General features: G+C 64.1%; 26 protein-coding genes. 10 read left to right on the top strand and 16 right to left on the bottom strand.

Going from position 1 to position 26,751, the window contains the following annotated elements; translation table 11 throughout:
* Positions 1-6: 6 nt before the first annotated feature.
* From AC07PT_RS23675 to AC07PT_RS23655, 5 genes are read right to left on the bottom strand one after another with little or no spacing between them, the layout of a single operon-like run.
* On the bottom strand, positions 7-609 hold the full coding sequence (locus AC07PT_RS23675; RefSeq protein WP_494658325.1) for a malonic semialdehyde reductase: 603 nt from the start codon (positions 607-609) through the stop codon (positions 7-9).
* Between the two features lie 12 nt (positions 610-621).
* Positions 622-2,061, bottom strand: coding sequence for an aldehyde dehydrogenase family protein (locus tag AC07PT_RS23670; protein ID WP_494658324.1), 1,440 nt, complete (start codon positions 2,059-2,061; stop codon positions 622-624).
* Positions 2,058-2,609 carry a VOC family protein gene (locus AC07PT_RS23665; protein ID WP_492346133.1) on the bottom strand — a complete coding sequence of 184 codons (552 nt, stop codon included), beginning with the start codon at positions 2,607-2,609 and terminating at the stop codon, positions 2,058-2,060. Before AC07PT_RS23665 ends, AC07PT_RS23670 begins: the two co-directional genes overlap by 4 nt.
* 2 nt (positions 2,610-2,611) lie before the next feature.
* A complete protein-coding gene (locus tag AC07PT_RS23660; RefSeq protein ID WP_494658323.1) occupies positions 2,612-3,595 on the bottom strand; it encodes a tripartite tricarboxylate transporter substrate binding protein in 984 nt (327 codons plus the stop codon).
* Positions 3,596-3,624: 29 nt separating this feature from the next.
* Positions 3,625-4,491 (bottom strand): fumarylacetoacetate hydrolase family protein, encoded by an 867-nt coding sequence (locus AC07PT_RS23655; protein WP_494658322.1) that lies wholly within the window; start codon positions 4,489-4,491, stop codon positions 3,625-3,627.
* A gap of 212 nt (positions 4,492-4,703) precedes the next feature.
* Here AC07PT_RS23655 and gcvA point away from each other — a divergent pair, with 212 nt between their 5' ends.
* Together gcvA and AC07PT_RS23645 are read left to right on the top strand one after the other, a co-directional pair.
* Positions 4,704-5,621, top strand: coding sequence for a transcriptional regulator GcvA (gcvA, locus tag AC07PT_RS23650; RefSeq protein ID WP_492346130.1), 918 nt, complete (start codon positions 4,704-4,706; stop codon positions 5,619-5,621).
* A 220-nt stretch (positions 5,622-5,841) separates the two neighbouring features.
* Entirely contained in the window at positions 5,842-5,988 is a 147-nt protein-coding gene (locus AC07PT_RS23645; protein ID WP_492346129.1) for a hypothetical protein, read from the top strand.
* Between the two features lie 58 nt (positions 5,989-6,046).
* Here the strand turns inward: AC07PT_RS23645 and AC07PT_RS23640 are convergent, their stop codons facing one another.
* The 5 genes from AC07PT_RS23640 to AC07PT_RS23620 form a co-directional block, all read right to left on the bottom strand.
* Positions 6,047-7,783 carry a methyl-accepting chemotaxis protein gene (locus AC07PT_RS23640; protein WP_494658321.1) on the bottom strand — a complete coding sequence of 579 codons (1,737 nt, stop codon included), beginning with the start codon at positions 7,781-7,783 and terminating at the stop codon, positions 6,047-6,049.
* Positions 7,784-7,992: 209 nt separating this feature from the next.
* A complete protein-coding gene (locus AC07PT_RS23635; protein WP_492346127.1) occupies positions 7,993-8,646 on the bottom strand; it encodes a peroxiredoxin-like family protein in 654 nt (217 codons plus the stop codon).
* A complete protein-coding gene (locus tag AC07PT_RS23630; protein ID WP_494658320.1) occupies positions 8,643-9,578 on the bottom strand; it encodes a DMT family transporter in 936 nt (311 codons plus the stop codon). The genes AC07PT_RS23635 and AC07PT_RS23630 overlap by 4 nt, the downstream gene beginning before the upstream one ends.
* A 7-nt stretch (positions 9,579-9,585) precedes the next feature.
* Complete coding sequence (locus tag AC07PT_RS23625) at positions 9,586-10,119, bottom strand: carboxymuconolactone decarboxylase family protein (protein ID WP_494658319.1); 534 nt, start codon at positions 10,117-10,119, stop codon at positions 9,586-9,588.
* Between the two features lie 55 nt (positions 10,120-10,174).
* The gene (locus tag AC07PT_RS23620) at positions 10,175-10,936 is read right to left on the bottom strand and encodes an SDR family NAD(P)-dependent oxidoreductase (RefSeq protein WP_492346124.1); all 762 of its coding nucleotides are present in this window, start codon (positions 10,934-10,936) and stop codon (positions 10,175-10,177) included.
* Between the two features lie 165 nt (positions 10,937-11,101).
* Between AC07PT_RS23620 and AC07PT_RS23615 the strand changes: the two genes are divergently transcribed.
* On the top strand, positions 11,102-12,016 hold the full coding sequence (locus AC07PT_RS23615; RefSeq protein WP_492346123.1) for a LysR family transcriptional regulator: 915 nt from the start codon (positions 11,102-11,104) through the stop codon (positions 12,014-12,016).
* A gap of 233 nt (positions 12,017-12,249) precedes the next feature.
* Here the strand turns inward: AC07PT_RS23615 and AC07PT_RS23610 are convergent, their stop codons facing one another.
* Positions 12,250-12,627 (bottom strand): hypothetical protein, encoded by a 378-nt coding sequence (locus tag AC07PT_RS23610; protein ID WP_494658318.1) that lies wholly within the window; start codon positions 12,625-12,627, stop codon positions 12,250-12,252.
* Between the two features lie 247 nt (positions 12,628-12,874).
* On the opposite strand from AC07PT_RS23610, the gene istA reads away from it, so the two are divergent.
* Together istA and istB are read left to right on the top strand one after the other, a co-directional pair.
* A complete protein-coding gene (gene istA / locus AC07PT_RS23605; protein ID WP_494658317.1) occupies positions 12,875-14,401 on the top strand; it encodes an IS21-like element ISCsp3 family transposase in 1,527 nt (508 codons plus the stop codon).
* Positions 14,391-15,188: an IS21-like element helper ATPase IstB gene (gene istB / locus AC07PT_RS23600; RefSeq protein WP_494658316.1), complete on the top strand. Its 798-nt coding sequence runs from the start codon at positions 14,391-14,393 to the stop codon at positions 15,186-15,188. The genes istA and istB overlap by 11 nt, the downstream gene beginning before the upstream one ends.
* A 274-nt stretch (positions 15,189-15,462) precedes the next feature.
* Here istB and AC07PT_RS23595 read toward each other — a convergent pair whose 3' ends face one another.
* The 3 genes from AC07PT_RS23595 to AC07PT_RS23585 form a co-directional block, all read right to left on the bottom strand.
* Positions 15,463-16,251, bottom strand: coding sequence for a phosphotransferase family protein (locus AC07PT_RS23595; protein WP_494658315.1), 789 nt, complete (start codon positions 16,249-16,251; stop codon positions 15,463-15,465).
* A gap of 159 nt (positions 16,252-16,410) precedes the next feature.
* Entirely contained in the window at positions 16,411-17,322 is a 912-nt protein-coding gene (locus AC07PT_RS23590; protein WP_494658314.1) for a VOC family protein, read from the bottom strand.
* Positions 17,303-19,159, bottom strand: a complete 1,857-nt coding sequence (locus tag AC07PT_RS23585) for an FAD-dependent oxidoreductase (RefSeq protein WP_494658313.1) — start codon at positions 19,157-19,159, stop codon at positions 17,303-17,305. Before AC07PT_RS23585 ends, AC07PT_RS23590 begins: the two co-directional genes overlap by 20 nt.
* A gap of 378 nt (positions 19,160-19,537) precedes the next feature.
* On the opposite strand from AC07PT_RS23585, the gene AC07PT_RS23580 reads away from it, so the two are divergent.
* Positions 19,538-20,011: a cupin domain-containing protein gene (locus AC07PT_RS23580; protein ID WP_494658312.1), complete on the top strand. Its 474-nt coding sequence runs from the start codon at positions 19,538-19,540 to the stop codon at positions 20,009-20,011.
* On the top strand, positions 20,008-20,538 hold the full coding sequence (locus AC07PT_RS23575; protein ID WP_494658311.1) for a GNAT family N-acetyltransferase: 531 nt from the start codon (positions 20,008-20,010) through the stop codon (positions 20,536-20,538). The genes AC07PT_RS23580 and AC07PT_RS23575 overlap by 4 nt, the downstream gene beginning before the upstream one ends.
* Positions 20,539-20,594: 56 nt before the next feature.
* Here the strand turns inward: AC07PT_RS23575 and AC07PT_RS23570 are convergent, their stop codons facing one another.
* Together AC07PT_RS23570 and AC07PT_RS23565 are read right to left on the bottom strand one after the other, a co-directional pair.
* Positions 20,595-21,575, bottom strand: coding sequence for a PDR/VanB family oxidoreductase (locus tag AC07PT_RS23570; protein WP_492347767.1), 981 nt, complete (start codon positions 21,573-21,575; stop codon positions 20,595-20,597).
* Complete coding sequence (locus AC07PT_RS23565) at positions 21,572-22,612, bottom strand: Rieske 2Fe-2S domain-containing protein (RefSeq protein ID WP_492347768.1); 1,041 nt, start codon at positions 22,610-22,612, stop codon at positions 21,572-21,574. The genes AC07PT_RS23570 and AC07PT_RS23565 overlap by 4 nt, the downstream gene beginning before the upstream one ends.
* An 84-nt stretch (positions 22,613-22,696) precedes the next feature.
* Here AC07PT_RS23565 and AC07PT_RS23560 point away from each other — a divergent pair, with 84 nt between their 5' ends.
* From AC07PT_RS23560 to AC07PT_RS23550, 3 genes are all read left to right on the top strand, one after another.
* Positions 22,697-23,410 carry a GntR family transcriptional regulator gene (locus AC07PT_RS23560; RefSeq protein ID WP_494658310.1) on the top strand — a complete coding sequence of 238 codons (714 nt, stop codon included), beginning with the start codon at positions 22,697-22,699 and terminating at the stop codon, positions 23,408-23,410.
* Positions 23,411-23,564: 154 nt separating this feature from the next.
* Positions 23,565-24,878 carry a cytochrome-c peroxidase gene (locus AC07PT_RS23555; protein ID WP_494658309.1) on the top strand — a complete coding sequence of 438 codons (1,314 nt, stop codon included), beginning with the start codon at positions 23,565-23,567 and terminating at the stop codon, positions 24,876-24,878.
* Between the two features lie 46 nt (positions 24,879-24,924).
* Positions 24,925-26,736 carry an ATP-binding protein gene (locus tag AC07PT_RS23550; RefSeq protein WP_494658308.1) on the top strand — a complete coding sequence of 604 codons (1,812 nt, stop codon included), beginning with the start codon at positions 24,925-24,927 and terminating at the stop codon, positions 26,734-26,736.
* Positions 26,737-26,751 lie beyond the last annotated feature (15 nt).

Genomic DNA, 26,751 nt, shown 5'->3' with positions numbered 1-26,751 from the left:
TCCCTCTTACAGAATGGTTGAAACGGTTTCGAACGGCAGCCGAGGGCCGCGGGGGCGCAAGGACTCGCTGTCGCCATACCCCAGGTTGATGAGGAAGTTGCTGCGGCAGGCGCTGTCCGGGAAAAACGCCTCGTCCAGCGCGGCGCTGTTGAAGCCGCTCATGGGCCCGCAGTCCAGACCCAGCAGGCGCGCGGCCATGATCAGGTAGGCCCCTTGCAGGCTGCTGTTGCGCAGGGCCGTGCTCTGGCTCAGCGCCGGGTCCGTGGCAAAGCTCTGCGCTGCCTGTGGGGCGTGGGGGAATTGCGTCGGCAGGTGCTCGTAGAAGCGCAAGTCCTGGGCGACGATCACCGTCACGGGGGCCGAATCGACCTTGTCGACATTGCCCGGTGCCAGGCACTCTCGCAGGCGTGCCCTGCCCTCCGGGCTGCAGACAAAGACGTAGCGCGCGGGCTGGGTGTTCATGGAGGTCGGCCCCCATTGGGCCAGCTCGCTGACCTGGCGCAGCAAGTCGAGCGGGACCGGGAGGTCCAGGAATCGGGCGTAGGTGCGGGCCGCCAAAAAGGCCTGCTCTTGGGCGTGCATCATGGCTTGATGGGCTGTATGAATCATGTCGTGGTGGGCTCAGGCGGCGGTATAGGCCGTCTTGACCGTGGTGTAGAACTCGCTGGCATAGCTGCCTTGCTCGCGAGCCCCCATGCTGGAGGCCTTGCGCCCGCCGAAGGGCACGTGGTAGTCCGCGCCCGCGGTGGGGGTGTTGACCATCACCATGCCCGCCTGGGCGTGGCGTTTGAAGTGACTGGCATGGCGCAGGCTCGTGGTGCAGAGGCCGCTGGAGAGCCCGAAGGGCGTGTCGTTGGCCAGCGCGAGGGCCTGATCCAGGTCTGCTGCCCGCAGCACCGTGGCCACCGGGCCGAAGACCTCTTCGCGGTTGATCTTCATCTCGGGGTGGGTGTCAGTGAACAGCGCAGGCGTCAGAAAGAACCCCGGTCGGCCCTGCTCGTCGTGGGCCACAGGCGCTCCGCCAAACGCCAGCGTGGCGCCTTCATGTTTGGCGGACGCGATATAGCCCAGGTCAACCGCCAGCTGGCGTTCGTCCACCACAGGGCCAATGTCCACGTCCGGGCTGCGGGCGTCGCCCACTTTCAACTGGCCGAGACGTTCCATGAGGGCCGCGACAAAGCGGTCATGGATGCCGTCCGTGACAATCAGCCGGCTGGTGGCCGTGCAGCGCTGGCCTGTCGAGTAGTAGGCCCCTTGCACGGCACAGTTCACGGCGACCGGCAGGTCCGCGTCGTCCAGCACGATCAGGGGGTTCTTGCCACCCATTTCGAGCTGGAACTTGATGCCGTGTGCCGCGCAGGATTGCGCCAGGCGGCGACCTGTGGCTTGCGATCCCGTGAAACTGACGCCGGCCACCCGGGGGTCTTCGGTCAGCACGGCTCCGACCTCGGCCCCTCGGCCCATGACCAGGTTGAACACGCCATCGGGCAATCCGCTGCGCGACAGGATTTCGGCCAGGGCCCAGGCGCTGCCGGGCACCAGTTCGGCCGGCTTGAACACCACGCAGTTGCCGTAGGCCAAGGCGGGTGCCATCTTCCAGGCCGGTATGGCGATCGGGAAATTCCAGGGGGTGATCAGGCTCACCACGCCCAGTGGCTCCCGGGTGACTTCCACGGTGATGCCTGGGCGCACCGAAGGCAGCACATCCCCTCGCAAGCGCAGGGCCTCGCCCGCAAAATATTTGAAGATCTGGCCTGCACGGGTCACCTCGCCAATGGCCTCGGGAAGGGTCTTGCCTTCCTCCCGGGCCAGCAGATCGCCCAGTTCCTGGGCGCGGACCAGCAACTCATGGCCCACCCGGTCCAGCACGTCAAAGCGTTGTTGGGGAGTGGATTGGGCCCAGGCTGGGGCGGCCGCATGGGCCGCCGCCACGGCCTCTCGGGCTTGTGCTGCATCGGCCTGGGCGAATTCACCGATGACGTCGCGCACATCCGAGGGGTTGATGTTGGGCACGGCGCGAACCCCTTCGCGCCATTGCCCGCCGATGTAGTTGGGTTTCATGAGCGCGCTCCGTTGCCCTTCTGGCGGAAGCGCTCCTGCCATTCGGCCAGGGGCATGAAGCTGGGGTCTTCACGAACCATGGCCAAGGTTTCGGCCAGCAGTTCCTCCTCGGTCTTCGCCAGGTCCAGGGGGGTGCCGTACGGCTGGTTGACGTAATAGGGCGTGTCCATGTAGACCTCGACCCGGTTGCCTTCAGGATCAAAGTAATAGACCGACCAGGCGTTGCCGTGGTTCATGGGCTGAATCTGGGTGGCTCCCAGCGCCGCTGCCTGTTCGCGGTTCCATCTCAGTTCGGCCAGGTCGGGCACGATGAACGAGGCCTGCATGATCGTGCTGACCGGCGACTCGGCCGAGCGGCCCCCAGACAAGACAAACTGGTGGTGTTGGTCTTCGGTTGCACTCATGAAGACCAGGCGATTGCCAAAGTTCTTGCCGAGGCCTTCGTCGGTGATGGTGAGGCGAAAGACCCGGGTGTAGAAGTCCACCATGCGGTCGACATCGTAGACATAGATGCCGAAGTGAGCGGGGGTCGGGCGCGAGACTTTCATGATTACTCCTTTTGAATGTGGGCGTCTTTGACCAGCTGGGTCCAACGCTTGAGATCGCTTTGCATCGTGGCCTGCAGCTCGGCAGGGCTGCTGGCACGGACCTCGCCGCCCGTGATCTCTTCGAGCCGTGCGCGCACCGCTTCGTCGGCCAGGGCCTTGCGCACCTCGTGTTGCAAGCGCTCCAACAGGGGTTTTGGCAGGCCGGCTGGCGCGAGCAAACCCGTCCAGGAGCGGACATCGAACTGAGGAACGCCCTGTTCGGCCACGGTGCGGACCTCAGGCATGCCTGGCCAGCGAGAGGGCCCCGTGGTGGCCAGTGCCTGTAGCTTGCCGGATCGGATGTGCTGCACGGCTGCGGTCGGGGCCACCAGAACCAGGTCAATCTCACCCCCCAGCAAGCCGGTCATGGCGGCGCTTTCGCCGCGGTAGGGCACATGAACCATCTGAACCCCGGCCTGTTGGGCCAGCAGGGCGCCGGCCATGTGCTGACCGGTACCTACGCCGGCCGAGCCATAGGTCAATTCGTTACCTCGAGACCGCGCTGCCTTGAGGGCATCCTGCAAGCCCGTGTACCGGCTACCGGCCTGGGCCACGACCAGAAAGGGGAAGGTGGTCAGGGCCGACACGGCCTGGAATGATTTCAGCGTGTCGTAGGGCAGGCGGTCATACAGGGCACCTGCGATCGCGTGCCCGCCGGTGACCAGCAGCAGGGTGTAGCCGTCGGGGCGTGCTGCGGCCACGGTGCCGGCGGCAATCGTGCCGCCAGCGCCCGGTTTGGGCTCGACCACCACAGCTTGCCCCAGGCCTTTGCCCAACTCGGTGGCCAGGATGCGAGCCACCGCATCGGCGTTGCCGCCGGCGCCAAAGCCGTGCAACAGCCTCAACGGCCGATCGGGGTAACGGGAGGCCTGAGCCCAGCCGCTCACGGCGGGCATCAGGCAGGCCGCACCCAGGGCAAAGCCTGCGCGTCTGCGCGTCAATGTCATCTTTGTCTCCTTGTGATCGGGCCAGGGCCTTATTGCGCGGCCTGTGCCACGGGGTTGCGCAACACCCCGATGCCTTCGATCTCGACTTCGACCACATCGCCGGGCACCATGAAGCGCGGGGGCTTGCTGCTCCAGCCCACCCCACCTGGCGTGCCGGTGACGATCACGTCACCGGGGACCAGGGTGAAGATGGTGGAGGCGTAGGCGATTTGTTGCGCCACCGAGAAGATCATGTTCCCGGTGTTCGTGTGCTGCATCCGCTCGCCGTTGAGTCGGGTGCTCAGTTCGAGTGGGCGGGCCGGATCGATCTCGTCGGCGGTGATCATCCAGGGGCCGAATGCGCCGGTGGATTCGAAGTTCTTGCCGGCTGCGATGGCTTTGGCGTGAAACTGCCATTCGCGGATGCTGGCGTCGTTGTAGATCGAGTAGCCGGCCACGTAGTCATGGGCTTGGGCTTCGGGGATGTTGCGGCCGCTGCGTCCGATCACCACGGCCAGTTCTCCTTCCCAGTCCAGCGAATCCGAGCAATGCGGGCGCAGGATGGCCTGGCCATGAGCGGCCTGCGAACGCCAGGTGCGCAGAAAGATCGGGGGGTGGTCGGAGAGCTCGCGATCCAGACCGGCAGCCACCACTTCCTTGTGGTGGTCGTGGTAGTTGCGGATGGCGCAGATGATTTTCTCGGGTTGGGTGACCACGGGCAGGTAGGTGATGTCACCCAGCGCAATGTCGGCCTTGACCCAGGCGCTGTCCTGGGCGAGTTGTGGCAGGCGGCCCGCGTTCAGATAGGACTGCAGGGTCGGGTATTGCGGATGGGCGCGACCCAGGTCGGCGACTCGGTCGCCGATCACGGCCCCCCAAGAGGCCACACCCTGGTGTTGGAACGACAAAAGCTTCATGGTCGACTTTCAGAGGCGAAGAAAAAAATCGTCACAGCCGGCAAGCTCTTCGAACACCTGCCTGGCTCTGCAGCCTGAGGAAAACCCTTAGATCTGCAATCAACTCATTTGTTAAATCAGTCGGGCGGACTTTATCCAGTAAGAAATGGGCATTCAAACGATTTCTTCTCACTATGTCTTGCGTTTATTGCACTCCGAAAGACAATGGCGGGATGCGAAGAAAAATCCCCAGCACCAGTTCTCTGAGCGCTTTCGAAGCCGCCGCCCGCCACTCCAGCTTCACCGAGGCCGCCAACGAATTGGCCTTGACCCAAAGCGCCATCTGCCGGCAGATCGGGGGCTTGGAAGAGTTTCTGGGCGTGAAGCTGTTCCGTCGCACCCGCCGAGGTGTGCTGCTGACCGAAGCGGGCGAGGTCTATCACCGCCAGGTGACCCAGCGTCTGGACGATGTCGAGCGCGACACGCTGGATCTCATGGCTCGGCAAGGGCGAGGAGGGCGTCTGGATCTGGCGGTGGTACCGACCTTCGGGACCCGTTGGTTGATCCCTCGCCTGCCCGACTTTTCGAAGAGGCATCCCGACATCACCATCAACCTGAGCAGTCGAACGCGTCCATTCTTGTTTGACGAGACCCGCATCGATGCTGCCATCTATGCCGGGGATGGCAACTGGCCCGGTGCCAACACCACCTGCCTGATGCAGGAAGCGCTGATCCCGGTCTGCAGCCCTGAGCTGATTGCGCCGCGGCGCGCACTTTCGCCACAGGAGTTGGCCCAATTCCCGCTGCTGCAACAAAGCACGCGCCCTTATGCCTGGCGCCAGTGGTTCGAGTCTGTGGGGTACCTGCCTGGCAACGAGCTCGCGGGCCCCAGCTATGAGCTGTTCTTCATGTCTTTGGAGGCCGCGGTCGTGGGGCTCGGCGTCGCTTTGGTGCCGGAATACGACCTCGGCAGCGACATCGCCTCAGGGCGCTTGATCATCCCCATCCAGCATGCCTGCCCCAGTGATCGGGCCTACTACCTGGCCTACCCGGAGCACAAGGCAGAGTCTCCGACGCTCAAGCTCTTCAAGGCATGGTTGGTCGCGGAGACTCAAGGCCTGGATGTCGCGAGCCGCCATCTCCAGGCTTGAGAGCGTCAAGTTACCCAGCGACCAGGTTGGCCGCGAGCTTGCTTCGACGTTGACAGATGATCACTCTGCCGGCTGTCAATGTCTTCATGGCGCTCATCGACAGGCGCCACGTCAATCACGTGCAGGTGACCTGCTGGTTGACCACCTGCGTGCATGCGTGCCTGCGAACCTGCCGGCGTCCTGTCCACCGACCCAAAACGGCGCGGCGCGGATCATTGGAATGCGCGCATACCTCCATCCCAAGCCCGCCACCGATGACCTGCAGCGGCTGGCCGCCATGACAGCCCGCCCGGCTCATCAGTTTGAGGCCGACGATTTCAGGTGCGCGCCCGAAGTGCCCAAGCCTTCACAGCTTCAGATGCGCTGAGGTGGGTATGCGGTGGGGGTGCGGTGGGGGTGCGGTGGCCGGCCCTCGCCGAAGGCGATCAAAAGGCTTCCCATTGATCGTCGGCCCCACCCGCTGCGGTGTTTTTGCTGTTGCCCGCGGGTTTGGGCAGTGCCACGGGTGCTGCCGCCTTTTTGGGCAGGTGGTGCACCTGGCCCAGCGTGGGCGCTGCGGCCACCATGCGCACCGGTGGGGGCATCGGTGCGCGGCGGGACGCTTGGCCTGGCAAATCATTGAGCTTGAACGAAGCCACGGCCTGCACCAGGTCCAGGGCTTGTGACTTCAGGCCGTCTGCGGCCGAGGCCATCTGTTCGACCAGCGCGGCGTTCTGTTGGGTCACCTTGTCCATGTCTTCGACCGCCACGCCCACCTCGGTCACCCCTGCGGCCTGCTCGGCGCTGGCGGCGTTGATTTCGCCAATGATGTCGGTCACCCGGCGGATGCTGTTGACCACTTCGGCCATGGTGCCGCCCGCCTTGTCGACCAGGTCGGTGCCCCGCTCAACCCGTTCGACGTTCGCGTTGATCAGGGTCTTGATTTCCTTGGCGGCCTCTGCACTGCGCCCGGCGAGCGAGCGGACTTCGCTGGCCACCACGGCAAAGCCGCGCCCCTGTTCACCGGCCCGGGCCGCTTCGACGGCCGCGTTCAGCGCCAGGATGTTGGTCTGGAAAGCAATGGCGTCGATCACGCCGATGATCTCGCTGATCTTTCGGCTGGCGTCGTTGATGCCTCGCATGGTTTCGACCACGTCAGAGACCACCTGCCCCCCCTGGGATGCGATGGCGGACGCACTCTGGGCCAACTGGTTGGCCTGGCTGGCCGCGTCGGCATTTTGTTTGACCGTGGCGCTGAGTTCTTCCATGCTGGAGGCGGTCTGCTCCAGCGAGCTGGCCTGTTGCTCGGTGCGCATGGACAGGTCGTTGTTGCCCTGGGCGATCTCGGCGGCTGCGGTGGAAACCCGCTCGGAGTTGGCTCGGACATTCGAGACCACTTTGGCCAGGCCGGCCTGCATGCTTTGCAGGGCACGCAGCAGTACCGCCGTCTCGTCCTGGCCATGGGCTTGAATATCGGCCGTCAGGTCTCCCGAGGCGACGCTCTCGGAAATTTTCACCGCGCGGTTCAGTGGCAACACAATCGACTTGGCCACCACATAGGCCGCAGCCACGGCCACCAACACCCCGGCGACCGAGATCGCGATGGCCAGCTTCATTGCCAGATCAGCAGCGTCATCGGCGCGTTGACCGTCTTCCTTCATCAGCGCTTCCTGGTAGGCCGTGAAAGCCGCCACCGCTGCAAAGTAATCATCTTGCGGCTTCTGGAAGTCGTCAAAAATGTAAACACCGGCTTCCTCGACCTTGCCGATGGCCAGGAACGACATCAGGTCAGCCCGGGCTTTGGCGTAAGCCTCTCGTTTGACGATCAGGTCATTCAACAGCTCCAAGGCCTTGGGGTGGGTCATGTCGGCCTTGAGGCGGTCAATGATCTCGCCCCCGCGCTTTGCCTTTTCGTCGATCTGGCGCTGCCACTCTGTCGACTTCTCCGGGTCTTTGGCCGAGATGATCAGGTTGCGCAGAATGCGGGCCTGCTCGTTGATGGTCACCTGCAGTTCGGTCGCTCGAACGATTTGCGGGTAACGGTCTTGTGTGATGGACCTGATCGCGTCCTTCGAGCCACTGATGGAATGGATGCCGGTGTACGCGATGCCCAGCATGAGCAAGACCATGACGCCAAAGCCCAGCGCCAGGCGCGAGCCGATCTTCAGACTTGGGAAAACCATGATGTCCTCGCAATCAATAGAGCGTTCTGAGCGCTCTCGTTTCAGCGCCTGGTGGCCGCCATGTTAATGGCGAATCGCGTGCTTGCCTGATCCTTGTTGGAGCCCTCTCGAATTCAGGCCCTGCCGGCTCCCAGGGTCTGGCCATCGCCTCGGCCTCGGCCTGGGCCGGCCCGCTCGGAAGCCTTTGCTGCGGTGCGCCAGCCTGGCGGCTAAGCCATCTGCCCAACTGCTTGCAAGACATCCAAAGGATCGGCGCGCAGCCGGTAGTCTGAATCGATGTGGGCCCAGGCGATTCGACCATCCCTGCCAACCACATAGCTTGCCGGAACAGGCAGCACCCATTGGCCGTTGCCATTGAGGGTCGGCAGGTCATTGCCAACCCGGCCATACAGGTCCACCAACTCGGGTGGCAGCTCAAATGCCACACCGAAGGCCTGGGCGGCGGCCAGCGCCGAGTCGCTCAGGACCGGGAAGGCCAAGGCGTTCTTCTCGGCGGTGGACAGCGAGTTGTCCGGCGTCTGAGGCGAGATCGCGACCAGGCCAGCGCCTCGGCGGCGCAATTCATCAAGCTGTTGCTGCCAGGCTCGCAGCTCCAGGTTGCAGTACGGGCACCAACCACCGCGGTAGAACACCAGCACGAGTGGGCCGCTTGCCCAAAGATCTGACAGGCGAACCGGCTTTCCCAGGGCGTCGGGCAGTGTGAGGTCTGGTGCCGGGTCGCCCACCTGCAGGGCCGAGCGTTCGATGCCCGTGGCGCGCAGTTCATCGGTGGCAGCCTCCATCATCTGGACGCGCGCGGGATCCACGCGAGCGATGAAGGCGGTCTTGTAGTCGGCCAGGGCTTGGGTCAGTGAGGTGGTCATGGTGTTGCCTGTGAACGGGTGGGGAAACGGGTCTGTGTGACTGCGATCAGCAGCCCCAACATGGCGATGAAAAGGCCCAGGCCTTCGGCTGGGCTGGGCAGGCGGCCGAGCACGGGCCAGGCCATGAGGGCGGCCAGCCCGGGCGCCAGCGCAGGGAACACAGCGGCCCGTGCGGCGCCCAGCAAGGACACCATCTTGGCGTAGCTGTAGAGCGTTCCAGCGCCTGCAATCAGGCCTTGAACCAGCACTTCAACCACCAGCACGCGGGGCTCGGTCGCCATCAGTCGCGCCGTGCCGCCCATCAGCAGGTAGGCCGGCACGTAGGTGACCAGCGCTGAAAACGAAATGACGGCGGTGGCCAGCAGGGGGTTCAGCTGGTGCCGGCGCAGGACGATGCCAAAACCGGCCCAGAGGGTTCCGGCGGCGATGAACATCAGATCGCCCAGCAGCGTGAGGCCCGTGAAGGCCGTGGCGGTCACACCTGACAGCACCACCAGACCCACCAACACGATGGTGATGCCCGTCAGACGCCGACGGGTGAGCGGATCGCCCAGCACCCAGGCACTGAGCAGCATGCCCATCACACTCATGGCAGCGAATGGAAAGATCGCCGCATGGCTGGATGGCGCCCATTGCAAGGCGCCGAACATCAGCAGTCCGAAAGGCGTTCCGGCCAGCACGGCGATCAGCAGCCAAACCCGCCAGCGTGCCAGCATCGCGTCGACATCACGCCACAGGGCCCAGACCAGCACCGGCAGTGTGACCAGGCCCGCCGTGCCGAATCGAAGCACGGTCAGGTCCGGAGAGCTCATGCCCTGTGCGATGCCCCATCGGGCGAAGACGGTGTACAGCGCCCCGATGCTGGCGGCGAGCAAGCCCACAGCAAGACCCAGGGCCAAGTGACGGGGGGCCGGTGCAGTCGTTGCAGCCATGGCCGCCTCAGAGGGCCGGTGCGGCGGGAAAGTCCACCGGAATCTGTGTGGTCGAGTGCAGGTAGTTGCTGACCACCTTGTCGCCGATCACGACCAGCGTGTCGACCAGGTTCTCCTGGGTCCAGCCTGCAGCAAAGAAGGCGTCCACCAAGGCCGGGTCGGCGTGGCCGCGCTCCACCGCCACCTGCTTGACAAGTTGGGCCAAGGCGTCCAGCTTGGGGTCGAATGAGGCACCACCGCGACGGATCTCCAGGATCTGCTCGGGGCTGAAACCGACCATGCCACCGAGTGCGGTGTGCGCGGCCAGGCAGTACTTGCAGCCGTTGACCTGGCTCACGACGAGGTTGACCACTTCACGAGCCTTGCCGGTGATGCTGCTCTTGGCGTTCTGGAAAGCCAGGTAGTTGCCCAGGGCGTGCTCGGACAAGGCGAACGTGGCGTACAGGTTGGGCACAAAGCCCAGCGCCTTTTGCAGCTTGTCGAAGATGGCCTGGTTGGCGGGGCTGACCTGGTCACGGGTAGGAACTTGGAGGGTGTTCATGGCGGGGGGCCTTTCGGGGAGGATAGGAATGCTGGAATTCAGGAATGGGTTGCGCTCACTGGGCGGTGTATCCACCATCGACCACGATCGACTGGCCGGTCAGGTAACGGGCCTTGTCACCCGCCACAAAGACGATGGTTTGAGCAATTTCTTCCACCGTGGCGGCGCGCTTGGCAGGCATCGAGGCCAGAAAGCCGGCTTTGGCCTCGTCGCTGCCACCCACGAAGCGGTCCAACATGGCGGTGGCGACCGGGCCCGGCGCCACGGCATTCACCCGCACACCGGTGGCCGCCACTTCGAGTGCCGCTGTCTTGGTCAGGCCTTCGACCGCGTGCTTGCTGGCCACGTAGACCGAAGCGCCTGCAGCCCCCACCTGCCCCGCAATGGACGACAGGTTGACGATGCTGCCGCTGCCTTGCTTGAGCATGGTGCGCAGCTCATGTTTGAGGCACAGCAGCGTACCCAGCACATTGGTGTTGAAGGTATGGGCGAAGTTGTCAACGCCCTGTTCCGTGATCGGGCCCATCTCGCCTTCAACGCCGGCATTGTTGATGGCGATGTCCAGCCGGCCGAAGCGCTGAACGGTCTGCTCGACCAAGCCCCGGACCTCGGCCTCGTCACGCACATCGGCGCGAAAGAACTCGGCCTGTGCCCCCAGCGCGCGCAACTCGGCTGCCAGTGCCTGGCCTTCGGCCTCGCGGCGGCCGCTGATGGCCAGGTGACTGCCTTCGCGGGCAAATGCCAGCGCTGTTGCACGGCCGATGCCGGTCAGGGCACCGGTGACAAGGACGACGGGGTGGGTGGTTTCGGGGGTCATGGGGTGTTCCTCAAGGCTTTGGTGATGGGTTGAAGAGAAAATCAAAGAACCGGTCTGAGTACCGCGGGTGTTGCGATGGACGCACTTTGATTCAATCCCAACCGATCGAATAGACCCATTCGATTCCTATAATTCATTCCTATCTGGACTTAAATAGGCCATTCGATGGACAAATTGCTGGCCATGCAGACCTTTGTTCGGGTCGTCGAAACCGGCAGCTTTTCGGCTGTCGCGCGTGAAACAAACACCTCCCAAAGCGCGATCAGCAAGCAGGTTGCGGGGCTGGAGCGCGCGCTGGGCGTGCAATTGCTCGCGCGCACCACGCGCTCGCTGTCGCTCACCGAGGCCGGGGATCGTTACTTCGAGCAGGCCCGGCGCCTGGTGTCTGAGGTGGCCGAGGCCGAGGCCCAGCTTCGTGCAGAAGAGCAGCAGTTGCAGGGCTGGCTGAGGATCGCCGCATCCGGTGCGTTTGGCCGGCTCAAGCTGTTCCCGCTGGTGCAGCGTTTTCTGGCGCTTCACCCTGGCGTGCGCATCGACCTGCGGCTGGCCGACGGCTTTATCGATCTGGTCGAGGAGGGCGTCGACATGGCCGTTCGCATCGGCGAACTGGCCGACAGCAGCATGATCGCCAGGCGCATCGGCACCACGCGACGCGGCCTGATCGCCAGCCGCGACTACCTGCGCAAGCTGCCTGAAGGGCGCACGTTGCCGCGCAGGCCAGAAGACCTGCTGCAGCACAACTGCATCGTCTACAGCGAGCTGGCCACCCGAAATGCCTGGAGCTTCATTGCCGGACCGGGCGCCGATGCCGAAGCCGGCAGCGTTCACACCATCCGGGCCGCTGGCAACCTGCAGACCAACGCCAGTGAAGTGGTGCGGGCCGCCGTGCTGGCCGGGCACGGCGTGGGTTACGCCCCCGTGTTCCTGTTCGAACAAGAGCTTGCCAGCGGCGAACTGACCTCATTGCTCTCAGACTGGACCGTGCAAGACCTGCCACTGCATCTGGTGATCCCGCCCCACCGCAGACACTCCGCCAAGGTGCGCGCATTTGGGGATTTTGTGGTGGCCAGCGGGTGTTGATTTGGATGAAAGCCCCCGGCCCTTGGGCCAGGTTTCGCCTTGAGATGAGCCCCAGTGCGAGAGGCCTTCACCACCCAAACGGTCGGTCTTCGCAGCCATTTCAGTCCGGCCTGCTGGCCCACCCCGTTGCATCAGCAGGGCGACGAGGCTGCCTGCCCTGCCAACCCGCGAATGGCAGGGCACCTGCACTCTACCCAAGCCGTTTGCACCGGGCGTGCTCGGCCAAACGGTGCTCATCGCCCTTGGGCACAATCCCACGTCCACCGGTAAATCTTCATCTTGCCCACCTGCTCACCCTCTGTGAACAGCTTCAGGCATTGGCGCCCCTTGCGGTAGTTGAAGATGCAGATGGCCCGGTCCATGGCGCAAGACTCCACCTCGGCAATCGCCTGTTGCCGCAACGCCTTCTCGGTGCCCATGAACTCATCGTTGGCCTGGAGGTGCACATCCAGCGGCTGCCAGCCCTGGGCGAGCAAGTGCTGCCGGGTGGGTAGAAAGGGGGCGCCGGGGTGCAGCTTGGCGGCGGTGGTTGCTGTGGCTGGGGAGAGGGCGGCCACGCAGATGAGGGCCAACAGGTAATGGTGGGGTTTGAGGCGGAGCTTGTGGGGCACGAGGGGTGTCATGGGGTCGTGCCGCCGTTGTGTTTGTAACGGGCCAGAAATGCCTCGTAGGTCTTGAAGGGCTGCGGGGGGTAGCGGTTACCCAGACCCGGTCCCTGAGGCAGTGCAGCCCAACGCCTGGAGGCCGCTGTGTTGATTTCCATCTGGAAGTGACCCACTAACCCCCAGGATTTCCATCTAAATCTGATCCACGTATTAACCCTAACCTGCTGCTTTCTTAGGCAGCAGGAGACCAGGAGTGATAGACGTGGCAACACTGAGTGTCATCAGGCGATGGGCCCTGCGCGAGCAACTGTCCATCCGCGAGATCTCCCGCCGCACAGGCCTGTCTCGCAACACCATTCGCAAGTACCTGCGCGCTGACTCTGCCGAGCCCAGCTATGCCAAGCGGGTCAGTCCCAGCAAGCTCGATCCGTTCGCCACCAAGCTGGCCGACTGGCTCAAGACCGAGTCCACCCGAGGTCGCAAGCAGCGACGCACCGTCAAACAGATGTACTTTGACCTGAAGGTGCTGGGCTACAGTGGCTCTTACAACCGCGTGGCGGCCTTCGCCCGAGTCTGGCAAGCCCAGCAGATGCAGGCACAGCAAACGACCGGCCGCGGCACCTTCGTGCCCCTCATATTCGATTGCGGTGAGGCGTTCCAGTTTGACTGGTCCGAGGACTGGGCCGTCATCGCCGGTGTGCGCACCAAGCTGCAAGTGGCCCACTTCAAGCTCAGCCACAGCCGTGCTTTTTATCTGCGTGCCTACCCCCTGCAGACCCATGAGATGCTGTTTGACGCTCACAACCACGCCTTTGAGGTGCTTGGTGGCGTACCTCGCAGGGGCATCTACGACAACATGCGCACCGCCGTGGATCGGGTCCGCAAGGGCAAGGACCGGGACGTCAATGCACGCTTTGCCGCCATGGTCAGCCACTTCCTGTTTGAAGCCGAGTTCTGCAACCCGGCCTCCGGGTGGGAGAAGGGGCAGGTGGAGAAGAATGTGCGTGACGCTCGTCACCGCCTGTGGCAGTCGGTGCCAGCGTTTGCAACGCTGGACGACCTCAATGCCTGGTTGGAGCAGCGCTGCCAGGCGCTGTGGCACGAGATTGAGCATGGCAAGCTTCCCGGAACCGTTGCGGACGTCTGGGCCCAGGAGCGCTCTGCCCTGATGCCCGTGCCAAGGGCCTTTGATGGCTTCGTGGAGCACACCAAGCGAGTCTCACCCACCTGCCTGATTCACTTTGAGCGCAACCGCTACAGTGTCCCGGCCCCGTATGCCAACAGGCCCGTTAGCCTGCGTGTCTATGCCAGTCGGCTGGTTGTGGCGGCTGAAGGGCAGCTGCTATGCGAGCACCAGCGGGTCATTGAGCGCAATCACCACGGTGTAGGCCAGACGATCTACGACTGGCGTCACTACCTAGCCGTCCTCCAGCGCAAACTTGGCGCTTTGCGCAATGGAGCCCCATTCCAGGAGTTACCCCCGGCCTTCAAGAGGCTGCAGGCCTTGCTGCTCAAGCAGCGAGGAGGAGATCGGGAGATGGTGGAGATCCTGGCACTGGTGCTTCACCACGATGAGCAGGCGGTGCTCGCAGCAGTTGAGCTGGCGTTGGAGGCCGGGGCTCCCAGCAAGACGCACATCCTGAACGTTCTGCACAGATTGGTCGATGGCCGACCCGCTCCGGCTCCGGTCACTTCCCCCCAAGCCTTGCGCTTGGTGGTGGAACCCATGGCCAATGTGCTGCGCTATGACCAGTTGAGAGAGGTGCGCCATGCGACATGATCCAGCAATTGCAGCCATCGTCATCATGCTGCGAGAGCTCAAGATGCATGGCATGGCTCAGGCGGTCAATGAACTGGCTGAACAAGGGGCCCCAGCGTTTGACGCTGCGCAGCCCATCCTGTCGCAGTTGCTCAAGGCCGAGACCGCCGAACGGGAGGTACGCTCGGTGGCCTATCAGCTCAAGGTGGCAAGGTTCCCAGCCTATCGAGACCTGACGGGCTTCAACTTCAGCCACAGCGAGGTCAATGAAGCCTTGGTTCGGCAGTTGCACCGCTGTGAGTTCCTGGAAGATGCCAACAACGTGGTGCTCGTGGACGGACCGGGCACGGGTAAGACCCACATTGCCACAGCCCTGGGCGTGCAAGCGATTGAATATCACCACCGCAGGGTGCGGTTCTTCTCAACGGTGGAGTTGGTCAACGCATTGGAGGAGGAGAAGGCTCAAGGCAAGGCTGGACAGCTCGCTCACCGGCTGGCGTATGCCGACCTGGTGATTCTGGATGAGCTGGGCTACCTGCCCTTCAGTGCCTCTGGCGGGGCACTTCTGTTCCATCTGCTGTCCAAACTCTACGAACGCACCAGCGTCGTGATCACCACCAACCTGAGCTTCAGCGAGTGGGCTAGCGTGTTCGGGGACGCGAAGATGACCACGGCATTGCTGGACCGACTCACCCATCACTGCCATATTCTTGAAACCGGCAACGACAGCTACCGATTCAAGAACAGTTCTGCCCAACAACCCCAACCTAAAAAGGAAAGGAACACCAAGAACTTATCCACAACGTGAGCTTCAAGTTCACGCAACAGGGTGGGTCAGATCGAGATGGAATTGGTGGGTTCGGATTGCATGGAAATCAACATCAATTCGTCCTCACTGTCCAGTAGCAACCGAAATACGCACCTACGGCAACGATGAATCCCCGTCTGCCGGCCTTTGAGAAAGTTGACGTCAATGACGTGACTGAAATTTCTTCGAAATTTGTAGGCATCAAATGGCCAGGTCGCCATGACCAGGACAAGGTCGCCTTGTAGGAATGCGTGGGCATGACTGTCTGGGTCTATCACCGAAAAATTGACAGCTCCAAAGACGACCAAGCATCGGCGAAGAGAATTTCATCTGCAATTTGCTTGGTCCGCTGGTAGAACGCTGGATCATCAAGTGCAGACCAGGCCATGATCTCCAACAGTTGAACCAGCACGGTCTCTTGAAGCAATTCAAACTCGATGAGTTCTCTCCCGAGTTCTGCCGAGCCGGACCCACCCAGCACGGCCTTGATCAACACGGGGTCAGGCCAGAAGTCGCGCCGGATCAAGGTTGCCAGGTCCTCCATGGGGTCGCCCAGGAAGGCCCGTTCGAAGTCAATGATTCCCTCGATCTGTGCCGTGCCCTCTGCGGGCAGCGTGACCATCACATTGCGAAGCGAGAAGTCGCCGTGAACCAGCACGATCGGTCGCTGGATTCTGTTCGATGGGCCTGCCGTCAGGACCTTGAGCGCCGCGTTGAAAACCTCGTGGGCATCGGTCGGGCGATGACGGTCGGCCTTCAACGCCGCCTGTGCTTTTTCGGAGGCGGCCATTCGCGGAAGTTTCAGCGAGTCGACTGGGCGCATCGAATGCATTTTTCCCAACAGCGCCCCTAGGCTGTAAGCCAAGTCTTCTCGGCGGTGTGGAGAAAGCGCGGGGAAAACTGTGTCCGCTGCGCCCCCTCGGAGTTTGGTTGCTACAAGCCAGTGGCAAGCTGCCAGTTCATCACCGCTGTCAATCAGCCTGGGCACCGGTATCCCGCGTGGGTCCAGAAAGCGCATCGACTCGCACTCGGCATGCAGCCTCTTCGAGGGAGAGACATGCAATATCTTTGCGATCAGTTACAGCGGCGCCAACTCGAATACTTGGTGGCGTCCGAGAAACGTGGGGATGCGGATGGCGCTGATGGGTTGTACCAGCCTTGCATTGAAGAAGGTCTCAATTTCCAGTTGCGATACTTCCGGGAAGGATCTCATTGGGACACCTTACGGGCCGATCAGACCGAGACGCAGTCCGTGGGTCGAACACTGGTCAATCCAGAGAATGGCGCCGTCTGGCCTAGTGCCCATGCCGCGATCTTCAAGTACGAATTCGGCGTGAGCCAGATCACTCACGCGCCATGTCAGGGCCGCGATTCGAAGCTCCGGGCCCGGCGATAGCGTGAGGCCTACTCCTGGCGAGGCAAGACCGACGGATCCGCCGATGCATGCCCACGCATTCGCCGTCGATGCCGTGTCGATAGTCTCTAAATGAATCGAGTGCAACCCCTGGATGCCGAGTAGACCACCCGACAGCGCATCCAACTCAGCTGCGAATCGCGCGCGCCGTTCGGCTGTGGATTCGCCTTTTGGCCACGGTGAAATGGGGGCTTGTGGATTCCAATGGCAAAAGAAAACCTGGCATCCAGGACCTGACGCATCAGTGACCAGGCAGTTGGTGAAATTGTTCTCAAGCTGCCCATCTCGCCCAGGTGTTTGCCACGTCTTGAGGGCTTGGCATCCAACGCCCTGAGCTTCGAGAGTTTGAGAGACGTTTTGAATATCGGATGGCCAGAGAGCGATTCCAGCAAAGCAAGGTAATTTTGTGCCCTGTGGAAGGTCGTTGTCGGATAGCGCTTGCCACAGTTCCAGTTGGACGTTGCCGGCATTGACCCATGCATAGCGAGCGAACGTTTCGGTGCGGACAGGCCAACTCAGGGGAAGCCCCAGTATTCCCGAAAATAGATCAAGCTCGTCATCCAGGTTCTTCACGCGGATGTAAATGTGGTCTATTCCGAGGGAGAGGCTCACGGGCTGAAAATCGAGGATGGCACGGTGCCGGTGAATTGAATTGAGCATTGCAATGGCAGGACGCAAGCATGCCAGGTGATGTGCCTTTTCATTGAACAGTGGCCCCATTCACCGCCCCTCGCCAGGGCGTCTTTTGAAAGCCGTCAGCGCTCCATCGTTCGCTGCCGATGCCGTGGTGCACGATGAAAAGGTCGTCGGGATCGTAGAGTGCCTTCACCTGCTGCAATCGCTTGTGGTGCTCGCCCCAGAATGCATCTGCCCAGGCGGGCTCGAAGTAGTTGCTTTCTGCAAGGTACGACGCATCGAAGCCCACCAGTTTTCGCAACTCTGCCATGCAGGCGCTGACAGCGGTCCTCCGTTTTCGGGCGGAAGCCTCATCTGGCTCGTGGCCTGCAATACCCGGGTACGCAGGGGGTTCTTCGGCGCCACTGATGGCCAGGGCAAATGCACTGAGCACTGCCGGGTTGATCGCCGTGTCGCGGGCGGCATCAACCACATCGCTTGGGGCTCCGGCCAGTCCCTTGTTCAGATGGAGTGACAGCCCCCAGTGAGAGGCCGCCCTCATCAACGCGTCCAAAAGTTCGACCCGGCGAGCGGGCTGGAGCAGCGACTCTGGCAGCCACACCGAATCAAAGCCGTGCAACACCTGGCCGGCTTGGCCTTGGTCGCCGGGCCAGAAGACATTGGTGGCCGGGGCTCCTGGCCGATCGTCGCGCCGAATCAAACCAAGTACACGCTTGAGCAGGGTGGGTGAAAAAAATGTCCGGGCAGACGTAGAGAGGATCTTCAGGGGAGCGAAATCAAGCTGGTACAGCTCCGGCGCACGGTCCAATGCGTCGAAGAACTCTTGCCATACTTCCTTGGCCTCGTGGCGTGTGAGCCCCTGAAACACCATGGACACCTTGATCGTCAAGCCGGTGAACCGGATCTGCTCGCCCCAGTGCGGGCTCACCAATCTCTTGGCAAGAAAATCAACCACCAGTGCAATCAGGCTTCTGTAGGCCTCCTGCGAGGTGGCTCGAACCGTGAAATTGACCGCGCCAAAGGTCTCTGGCAGCGGGTGAACCTTGAGTGTGAGCTGAGTCACCACGCCGAAGGTTCCGCCACCGCCACCTTTCAAGGCCCAAAAGAGGTCTGGGTTTGTTCTGGCGTTCGCGGTCCGGAGCAAGCCGTCTGCCGTCACGACCTGTGCTTCGATCAGGCTTGCCGCCGCCAGGCCGAATGCCTTCGAGAAACTTCCAAAGCCGCCGCTCTGAATGAGGCCCCCGACACCCACACTCAGGCAGCCGCCGCCCTGCACATAAGCGCCGCCGTGGGTGACCACGGCATCGTAGACCTCACCCCACAAAGCCCCAGAGCCCACGGTGACCGCGCGAACCGGGGTGGCATGACCCTCGCAGCCTTGCGCTGTGAAGGCCTCGTGCAGATGGATCTGTCTGAGCTGCCGAGTCCACACCAACAGCGAATCAGGTGCATTCGAAGTTCCCTGGTAGCTGTGTCCGCCGCCTTTGATCACCAGGCGGAGCTTGTTCTGACGGGCGAAATCAACGGCAGCCACCACATCAGCAGCTTGTCGTGCCGCGACGGCATAAACACTGGGCATCGAGGTCCAGCCATCCACCCAGCCCAGTGTCTGCGTCAGCCCCGGCTCATCGCTGATGAAGTAGGGGTTCTTCAGGTTTTGGAACAGCGCTGTACACGAGGTACCGCTGCTGGCGGCACACGCTACAAGAGGTGATCGCACCTCGATGAGGGCGTCACCGACTTGCGCGCGAAGGTCTGCCCATTTCTCTTGCGCTGGCCATGCGCTGCTCCCGGGGCGTGCACGAGACGGCAGGGTTTGACTGCGCGCTGCAGCCCTCACCTCGGTTGATCTGCCAAAGGGTGAGAAGAGGGCTGACAGCACTGCCAGGAAGACTCGCCTGCGGTTCAAGAACATCATCATGGGCTCATAGAGCGTCAAGGTTTCACGGAGTCTATCGAAGCCACAGACGATCTGCGCAGTGGGTGCGACATCCTAGCGATTGGATCGGCGGGGCACGGGACATGCTGACGAATGGGTCTACCGAAAAGTAGCACGGCACTTTGGCCGCTCAGTCTTGGCTTGGCGTCACATTCGCTTCCGTGACCGTCTGCGCCGTTATTTCTTGGGCCGCACGCTCTTGCTCTCCGTGGCCGGCTTGGCGGCCAGCGGGCCGATGCTGCCCAGGCCCGGCACGGCGGTGCTGGTGATCACAGCCACCAGCTTGCCACGGCTGGTGTACTTGAAGGCTGAGATCGGAGGGGGGCGCCGGGGGAGTCGGCCAGGGCCAAGTGGTGCTGGTTGACCCGTTGCTTGGTGCCGGCCATGGCCGATGGGTTTGGTATCTCATTGGCCGCGCTGTTTGCCGGCACCGCAGCCGGCCCAGCGCCCGAGCCCCTGGCGCGGCGGGCCGATCAGCCGGTCTGGACCGACCCCGCTTCGGGCTATGTGCGGCGCCACCTGACGCCGACGGGCAGCGACACCCCGCTGGATTTGGTGGAGGTGACCTTTCCGCCGGGTGAAACCGTGGTGTTTGACAACCCGGTGCGCAAGGCGCCCACCCAGCAGCAGCTCTGGTTGTTGGAGGGGGTGATGGAAGTGAGCGTGCCCCCCGAGCGCTGGCCACTGGCGCCCGGGGATTGCCTGCTCATCACCCTGGGGTCCCGAATCACCTTTCACAACCCCGGTGCTGCCCCCGCACGCTATCTGCTGGCCCTGATCGCGCCCGCCCAGACACCCATCCTGACCCCAGCCCCTCATGGGAGTTTTGCATGACCCAGCACCACCTTGTCCAGTGCACGCCAGAGCGCCACGCCCAGGCCATTCTCGACATCTTCAATCAGGCCATCGAAAGCTCGACCGCCTTGTATGACTACCAGCCCCGCTCGCCGGCCAGCATGGAGACCTGGTTTGCCAACAAGCAAAAAGCCCACTTTCCGGTGATCGGCGTCGAGGATGGGGCGGGCACGCTGCTGGCCTTTGGCAGCTATGGCACGTTTCGCGCCTGGCCCGCCTACAAGTACACGGTGGAGCACTCGGTGTACGTGCACAAAGACCACCGGGGCAAGGGCCTGGGCGTGCAGGTGATGCAGGCGCTGATCGAAGCGGCAGGCCAGTCGGATGTGCACGCCCTGGTTGACGCGATTGATGCCGCCAATGCCGGCAGCATCGCGCTGCACAAGCGCCTGGGCTTTCAGCATGTCGGCACCTTGCCGCAGGTGGGATTCAAGTTTGGGCGCTGGCTGGATCTGGCCTTCTATCAGCTGACCCTGCAAACGCCGCTGAACCCCGTGGATGGATGATGGTGGGGGCTTGATGCGCGCCATGCCAGCAGCCCAGGGGCTGCCCGGCCCCCGCCTCAGAGGTCCAGCACCAGGCGCTCTGACAGCGCGCGCGAGCAACACGGCAGGAACTGCTGGTTCGCGGCCTTTTCCTCGGCGCTCAGGTAGGCATCGCGGTGCTCGGGCTGACCGGCCAGAACGGGGGTCAGGCAGGTGCCGCACACGCCTTGCAGGCAGGCCGTCATCAATGGCACACCGGCCGCAGTGAGGGCGTCGGCGGCGCTGCAATCAGGGGCCACCCACACGGTCTTGCCGCTGCGCGCCAGTTCAATCTCGAAGCCGCGGTCGCCCGCCTGGGTCTGCACACTGGCACCAAAGTATTCGTAATGCAACTGCGCTTCGGGCCAGCCGGCGCTGCGAGCGGCGGCCAGGGTGGCTTCGATGAAGCCCTGCGGGCCGCACACGTACACATGGGTGCCGGGCTCGGGGTGGGCCAGCAGTGCGTTCAGGTCCAGCCTTTGCTCCGGCGGGCCGTCGTCAAAGTGGTGCTGCACCCGCGCGGCCAGATCGGGTTCTGCCAGGCGTTCCAGGTAGGCCGCCTGGGCGCGTGAGCGGGCGGCGTAGTGCAGGCTGAAGCGGGCGCCGGTCGCCTGCTGATCAGGGTGCGCCAGGTGCTGGGCCATGCTCAGCAGCGGCGTGATGCCGATGCCCCCGGCCAGCAGCAGGTGGTGGCTTGCCGATGGGGCCAACTCAAAGTGGTTGCGCGGGCCACGCACCTGCAGGGTTTGCCCAGGCTGCACGGCCTCATGCACGGTCCGTGAGCCGCCGCGCGACGCCGGGTCGAGCAACACGCCCAGGCGGTAGACCCGGTTCTCAGCCGGCGCATTGACCAGCGAGTATTGGCGCACCAGCCCCTCGCCCAACTGCAGCTCCAGGTGGGCCCCCGGGCTGAAGGGGGGCAAGGTCTGGCCTGGCAGTGCTTCCAGCTCCAGCGTGCAGATGCGTTCGGTGGCGGCCTGTTTGCGCACCACGCGCAGGGTCAGCAGGGCTTCGTTCATGCGCTGGTACCGGCCTGCTCTGCGGCCATGATGCGGTCCAGGATTTTGCGTGCCTGCACGCCGCCGGCGTCGATGTTGAGCATCAACAGCTTGCGGTTGGGCCATTGCAGCAGGTTTTGCTGCTGGCGCTCCAGCATTTCCTGGTCTTCGGCAAAGATGCCTCCCTGGCCCTGGCGGATCTGCGCGGTGAGTGCGGCATCCTGCGGCTTGAAGTGCCGCGCCATGCCCCAGAAATACCAGATCGAGGTCTCGGTCTCGGGGGTGATGAAGTCGACCACGATGCTGGAGGCCTTGACTGCCTCGGGGGCGTCGTAGCCACCGTGGCCGGCCAGGGCCACGCCCACCTCGATCAGCACATGGCTGGGCGGCGTGAAGTGGCAGATCTGCCAGCGGTCCACCGGCTGGTCATCAGGCAGGCCGTTCATGCGCAGTGCCATCTGCCAGAAGGGCGGGGGCTGGATGCCTTCCATGAAGCGGCTGGTGATCACCTCGTCGCCTTCGACCCGGGTGCGGCAAGGGGTTTCGTCGATCTCTTTCTGGCCGATGCTGGTGCTGTGCACATAGGTTTCGTGCGTCAGGTCCATCAGGTTGTCGATCATCAGGCGATAGTCGCAACCGATGTGGTACAGGCCACCGCCATAGGCCCATTCGGGGCTGACGGCCCACTCCAGGTGCGGGATCAGGGCCGGGTCGGCCTTGGCCGCATCACCGGGCCAGACCCAGATGAAGCCGTAGCGCTCCACCACCGGGAAGGGGCGCACGCCCGGGAAGGCGTGCACACGCTGGCCGGGCATGGCCACCGTCTTGCCATCGCAGCCCATCTCCAGTCCGTGGTAGCCGCACACCAGCTTGCCCTCGCACACCTTGCCCAGCGACAACGGGGCGCCCCGGTGCGGGCAGAAATCTTCCAGCGCCACCGCCTGCTGTTCGGGCCCGCGGTAAAACACCATGCGGTGCCCACAGATCATTCGGCCCAGGGGTTTGTCGCTGATTTCGTCGGGCGTGCAGGCCACATACCAGGTATCTTGAGGGAACATTGCTTGTCTCTTTCGCAGGTGGGTTGGATTTATTGGATCCAATTCTAGAAAATAATGTCTGAAAACACAAAAGAAATCTTAAAAATGGATCCAATAAGGCCCGCGTCCGCCGATTCGCTCAGTGTCGTGGCCAGTCTGCGCCAGCTCATCATGGATGGGCACTTTCCGCCGGGTGCGCGCCTGGCCGAAGAGGCGGTGGCCGAGGCGCTGGGCGTTTCACGCACCCCCATCCGGCTGGCCTTTCGCACGCTGGAGCAAGAGGGCCTGCTCGAAAAGACCGGCAAGCGCGGCCTGGTGGTGCGCGATTTTTCCGAGGCCGACGTGCTGTGCGCGCTGGAGGTGCGGGGCGTGCTCGAAGGCTTGGCCGCACGGCGCCTGGCCGAGCGCGGGCTCGATGCGACGCTGCGCGAGCGCTTGCAGGCCTGCCTGGACGAGGGCGAGCGGGTGCTGGCCCCGGGTGCCCTGCAACTGGAGAGCGTGGCTGCCTGGAGCGCGCTCAACGACAGCTTCCACAACGCCATCGTGGGGGCGGCCGGCAGCCAGGTGATCGGCGACGCCATCACGCGCAACAACCACTTGCCTTTTGCCTCGGCCGGCTCGATCCAGATCGACAAGCTGGCGCTCGACCGCGAATACCAGAAACTGCGAGTGGCCCAGTTGCAGCATCAACTGGTGTTCGATGCCCTGTTGCGCGGTGAGTCGGCGAGGGTGGAGATGCTGATGCGTGAGCACGCCTACATCGGGCTGCGTTATGGGCCCCTGCTGGGGCCGGCGGGGGTGGGCGGTTTGCGGCCCTGAGCCGATCGGGGTCATCGTTTTGAGCACCTGAGTTCAGTTGCCGAACCCTCGACGGGGCGAGGGCACCGGCCCACGGGATTTCACGGAGCTGGCTCCACAATTCATCCAGATTCGATCGATACATTGCTGATACAAATCCTCCACGGAGTCAGCCATGCATCCTCATCCCGTCGAATCGTCCTTGCGCGAACTGGCCCGGTCGGCCACCTTGATCGGACTCGCTGCGCTGCTCAGTGCCTGCGGCGGTGGCGGTGATCCGGGCAACGGGGCCTTGGCCGCCAGCAGCACCGTCGACCTGGCCGCCCTGGATGCCCCGGTGACGGTCACGGCCCGTGCCACCGTGCCCTTGTCGCCCTTGTCGCCCTTGTCGCCCTTGGCCCAGCTGGGGCAGCAGATCTTCAACGACGGCAATCTGTCGGTGCCCCGGGGCACCTCCTGCGCTTCGTGCCACACCCCGGGCAAGGGCTTCGCCGACAACCACGGCGGCAATTTTGGCGTGGCGGTGGGCAGCCTGCCGGGCTCGATCGGTCTGCGCAACTCGCTCTCCAATGCCTACAGTGCCCGCACGCCCGCCTTCGGCTTTGTGCCCGCCGCCAACGGGCAGGGGGTGATCGCCCGTGGCGGCCTGTTCTGGGACGGGCGCGCCGACACCCTGGCCCAGCAGGCCTTGGGGCCGTTTCTTGAACCCTCCGAGATGAACAACCCCGACGCCGGCGCCGTGGTGCGGGCCGTAGCCCAGGCGGCCTATGCACCGGCTTTCATGGCGCAGTTCGGCAACTCGGTGTTCAGCACGCCAGCCCAGGCCTTTGCCGCCATCGGGCAGGCCCTGCAGGCCTTCGAGCAATCGCAGCTGCTGCAGCCCTTCACCTCCAAGTACGACGCCGTCGTGCGGCAACAAGCCACCTTCACGCCGGCCGAACAGCGGGGCCTGAATCTGTTCGTGGATCGCCAGCGCGGCAACTGCGCGGGTTGCCATCGGGCCAACCCCGCGACCGGCAATCCGCTGGATTCCCCCTTCACCGATTTCAGCTACATGGCCACCGGCGTGCCGCGCAACCCGGCCATCCCGGCCAATGCCAACCCGGCGTTCTTCGATCTGGGTCTGTGCGGCCCCAAGCGCGCCGCCCCCACGCCGCCGGTCGGCGTGGACGTGGCCAGCCTCTGTGGCAAGTTCCGCATGCCCTCGCTGCGCAATGTGGCCTTGCGCCAGCGCTACATGCACAACGGCTTTTTCAGCGACCTGCATGATGTGGTGGCCTTCTATTCGACCCGCGTCAGCAACCCGCAGCACTGGTACGGCCCCAGCGGTGTGCCGAATGACCTGCCGGCCACCTACCAGGCCAACCTCGAAACCCAGCGGCCACCGTTCAACCGCCGTGCGGCCCAGGGGCCCGTGCTGACCCCGGCCGAGATCAATGACCTGGTGGTGTTTCTGGGCACCCTGAGCGACGGCTACACTGCGCCATGACCTGCCCCGCCTGTCGCTTTCCGTGGCGCTCTCGCCGGTACCCGCCATGCGTCTAGGCCTGGCCCAGCAATTGGCGCTGCTGCTGCTGGCGGCCGTGCTCGCCTCGACATTGGGCTTGGGCACGGTGATGGCCATCAGCCTGCGCAACGGCTTCAACGACTACCTGCGCGCCCGCGAGGAGCAGGAGCTGGACCGCTTCATCGGTGTGGTCGAGCGCCACGCAGAGAAAGACCCCAGCCTGCAATGGCTGGACCATGCCCCCGAGGCCATGCGCCAACTGGTGGATGAGCACGAACTGCTGTTGCAGGGCGATCGCCCCCGCCCGCCGCTGCCGGAGCCCGCAGCGCCCCGGCCGGCAGCCGATCCGTCGTCCGGTGCTCCTCCGGTCACGGCACCCTCCTGGTCGCAACCGCAACCGCAACCGCAACCGCAACCGCAGCCACAGCCACAGCCACAGCCACAGCCACAGCCACAGCCACAGGGCGGCCCTCCCCCCTGGCCCGAGCCGCCCGCGCCCGGCTGGCGGCCACCGCCTCCGCACCCTGGGCAAGGCCCGGGTTCAGGGTGGGGGCGGCCGCCTCCCCCAGCTCACCCACCTCACCCGCCGCGCCCGCGGGCGCCCGAGCCCGGCTGGGGCCCCGGGCCCGTCTCTTCGTTGCCGGCCGGCTTGGCCGGCTGGGTGGATCTGCTGGTCCAGCCTGGCACCGCCCAGGCGGCCACCGAGGCTTGGTCGCCGCCGCATCCCTTGCCGCATCCGCCGGGCAGCATGGCGGGGCGGGTGCAGATTTTCGACAAGAACCACCGGCGCCTGGCGGGAGCCGCCCCACCGCCGGGGGACGAGGTGCTGACGCACGCCATCCAATGGCAAGGCCAGGTGATCGGCTACGCCAGCCTCAACCTGCGCCCGGCCGAGGGCTCGGCCGACTCGGTCTTTCTGCGCCAACAGTACGGGCGCCTGGCCTGGGCCCTGGCGGTCACGGTGTTGCTGGCCTTGGCGGCGGCGGTGCTGATTGCTCGGGGCTGGAGCGCGCCATTGCGCGCGGTGCAAGCTGCCGCCCGGCGCATGGCCCGTGGTGACTTCACGGCCCAGCTCAAGCCCCGAGGCGCCACCGAGATCGCGGCGTTGATGGCCGACATGAACGTGATGGGCCAGACCCTGGCCAGCCAGGAAAACGCCCGCCGAACCTGGATCGCCCAGGTCTCACACGAGCTGCGCACACCTTTGTCGGTCCTGCAAGGCGAACTCGAATCCATCGAGGACGGGGCCCGACAGGCCACGCCCGAAGTGTTGGCCAGCCTGCGCGAAGAGGTGCTCAAGCTGGGCCGCCTGGTCAACGATCTGCACACCCTGGCCCTGTCGGACATGGGCGAGCTGCATTGTGTGTGGCGTGACGGCAACGCGGCTGAGTTGGTGCAACGCTGCGCGCACCGTTTCGAGGGGCAGGCAGCGCGCCAGGGCCTGCGTCTGGAACTGCTGGTGCTGGACGAGCCCATTGCCGTGTGCTGGGACCTGGGCCGCATCGAGCAGATGCTGGCCAACCTGATCGACAACAGTCTGAGCTACACCGATGCACCCGGCCTGGTGCGTCTGCGCTGTGAGGCCAGCGCCTTGGGCGTGCGTTTCATCGTCGAAGACAGTGCCCCGGGCGTGGCGCCCGAACAGTTGCACCGCCTGTTTGAGCCGCTGTTTCGCACCGAGGGCGCCCGCCTGCGCCAGCGCCCAGGCTCGGCCGGTAGCGGCCTGGGCCTGGCCATTGCCCAGGCCATCGTCAAGGCCCACCAGGGCCGCATCGCGGCCAGCCTCAGCCCGCTGGGCGGCCTGCGCATGGACATCGAACTGCCCCGTCAACCCGCCTGAGTTCCTAACCCCGTC

The sequence above is a fragment of the Curvibacter sp. GW821-FHT09D12 genome, assembly GCF_059416245.1.
This window is presented reverse-complemented; position numbering and strand designations above follow the sequence as displayed.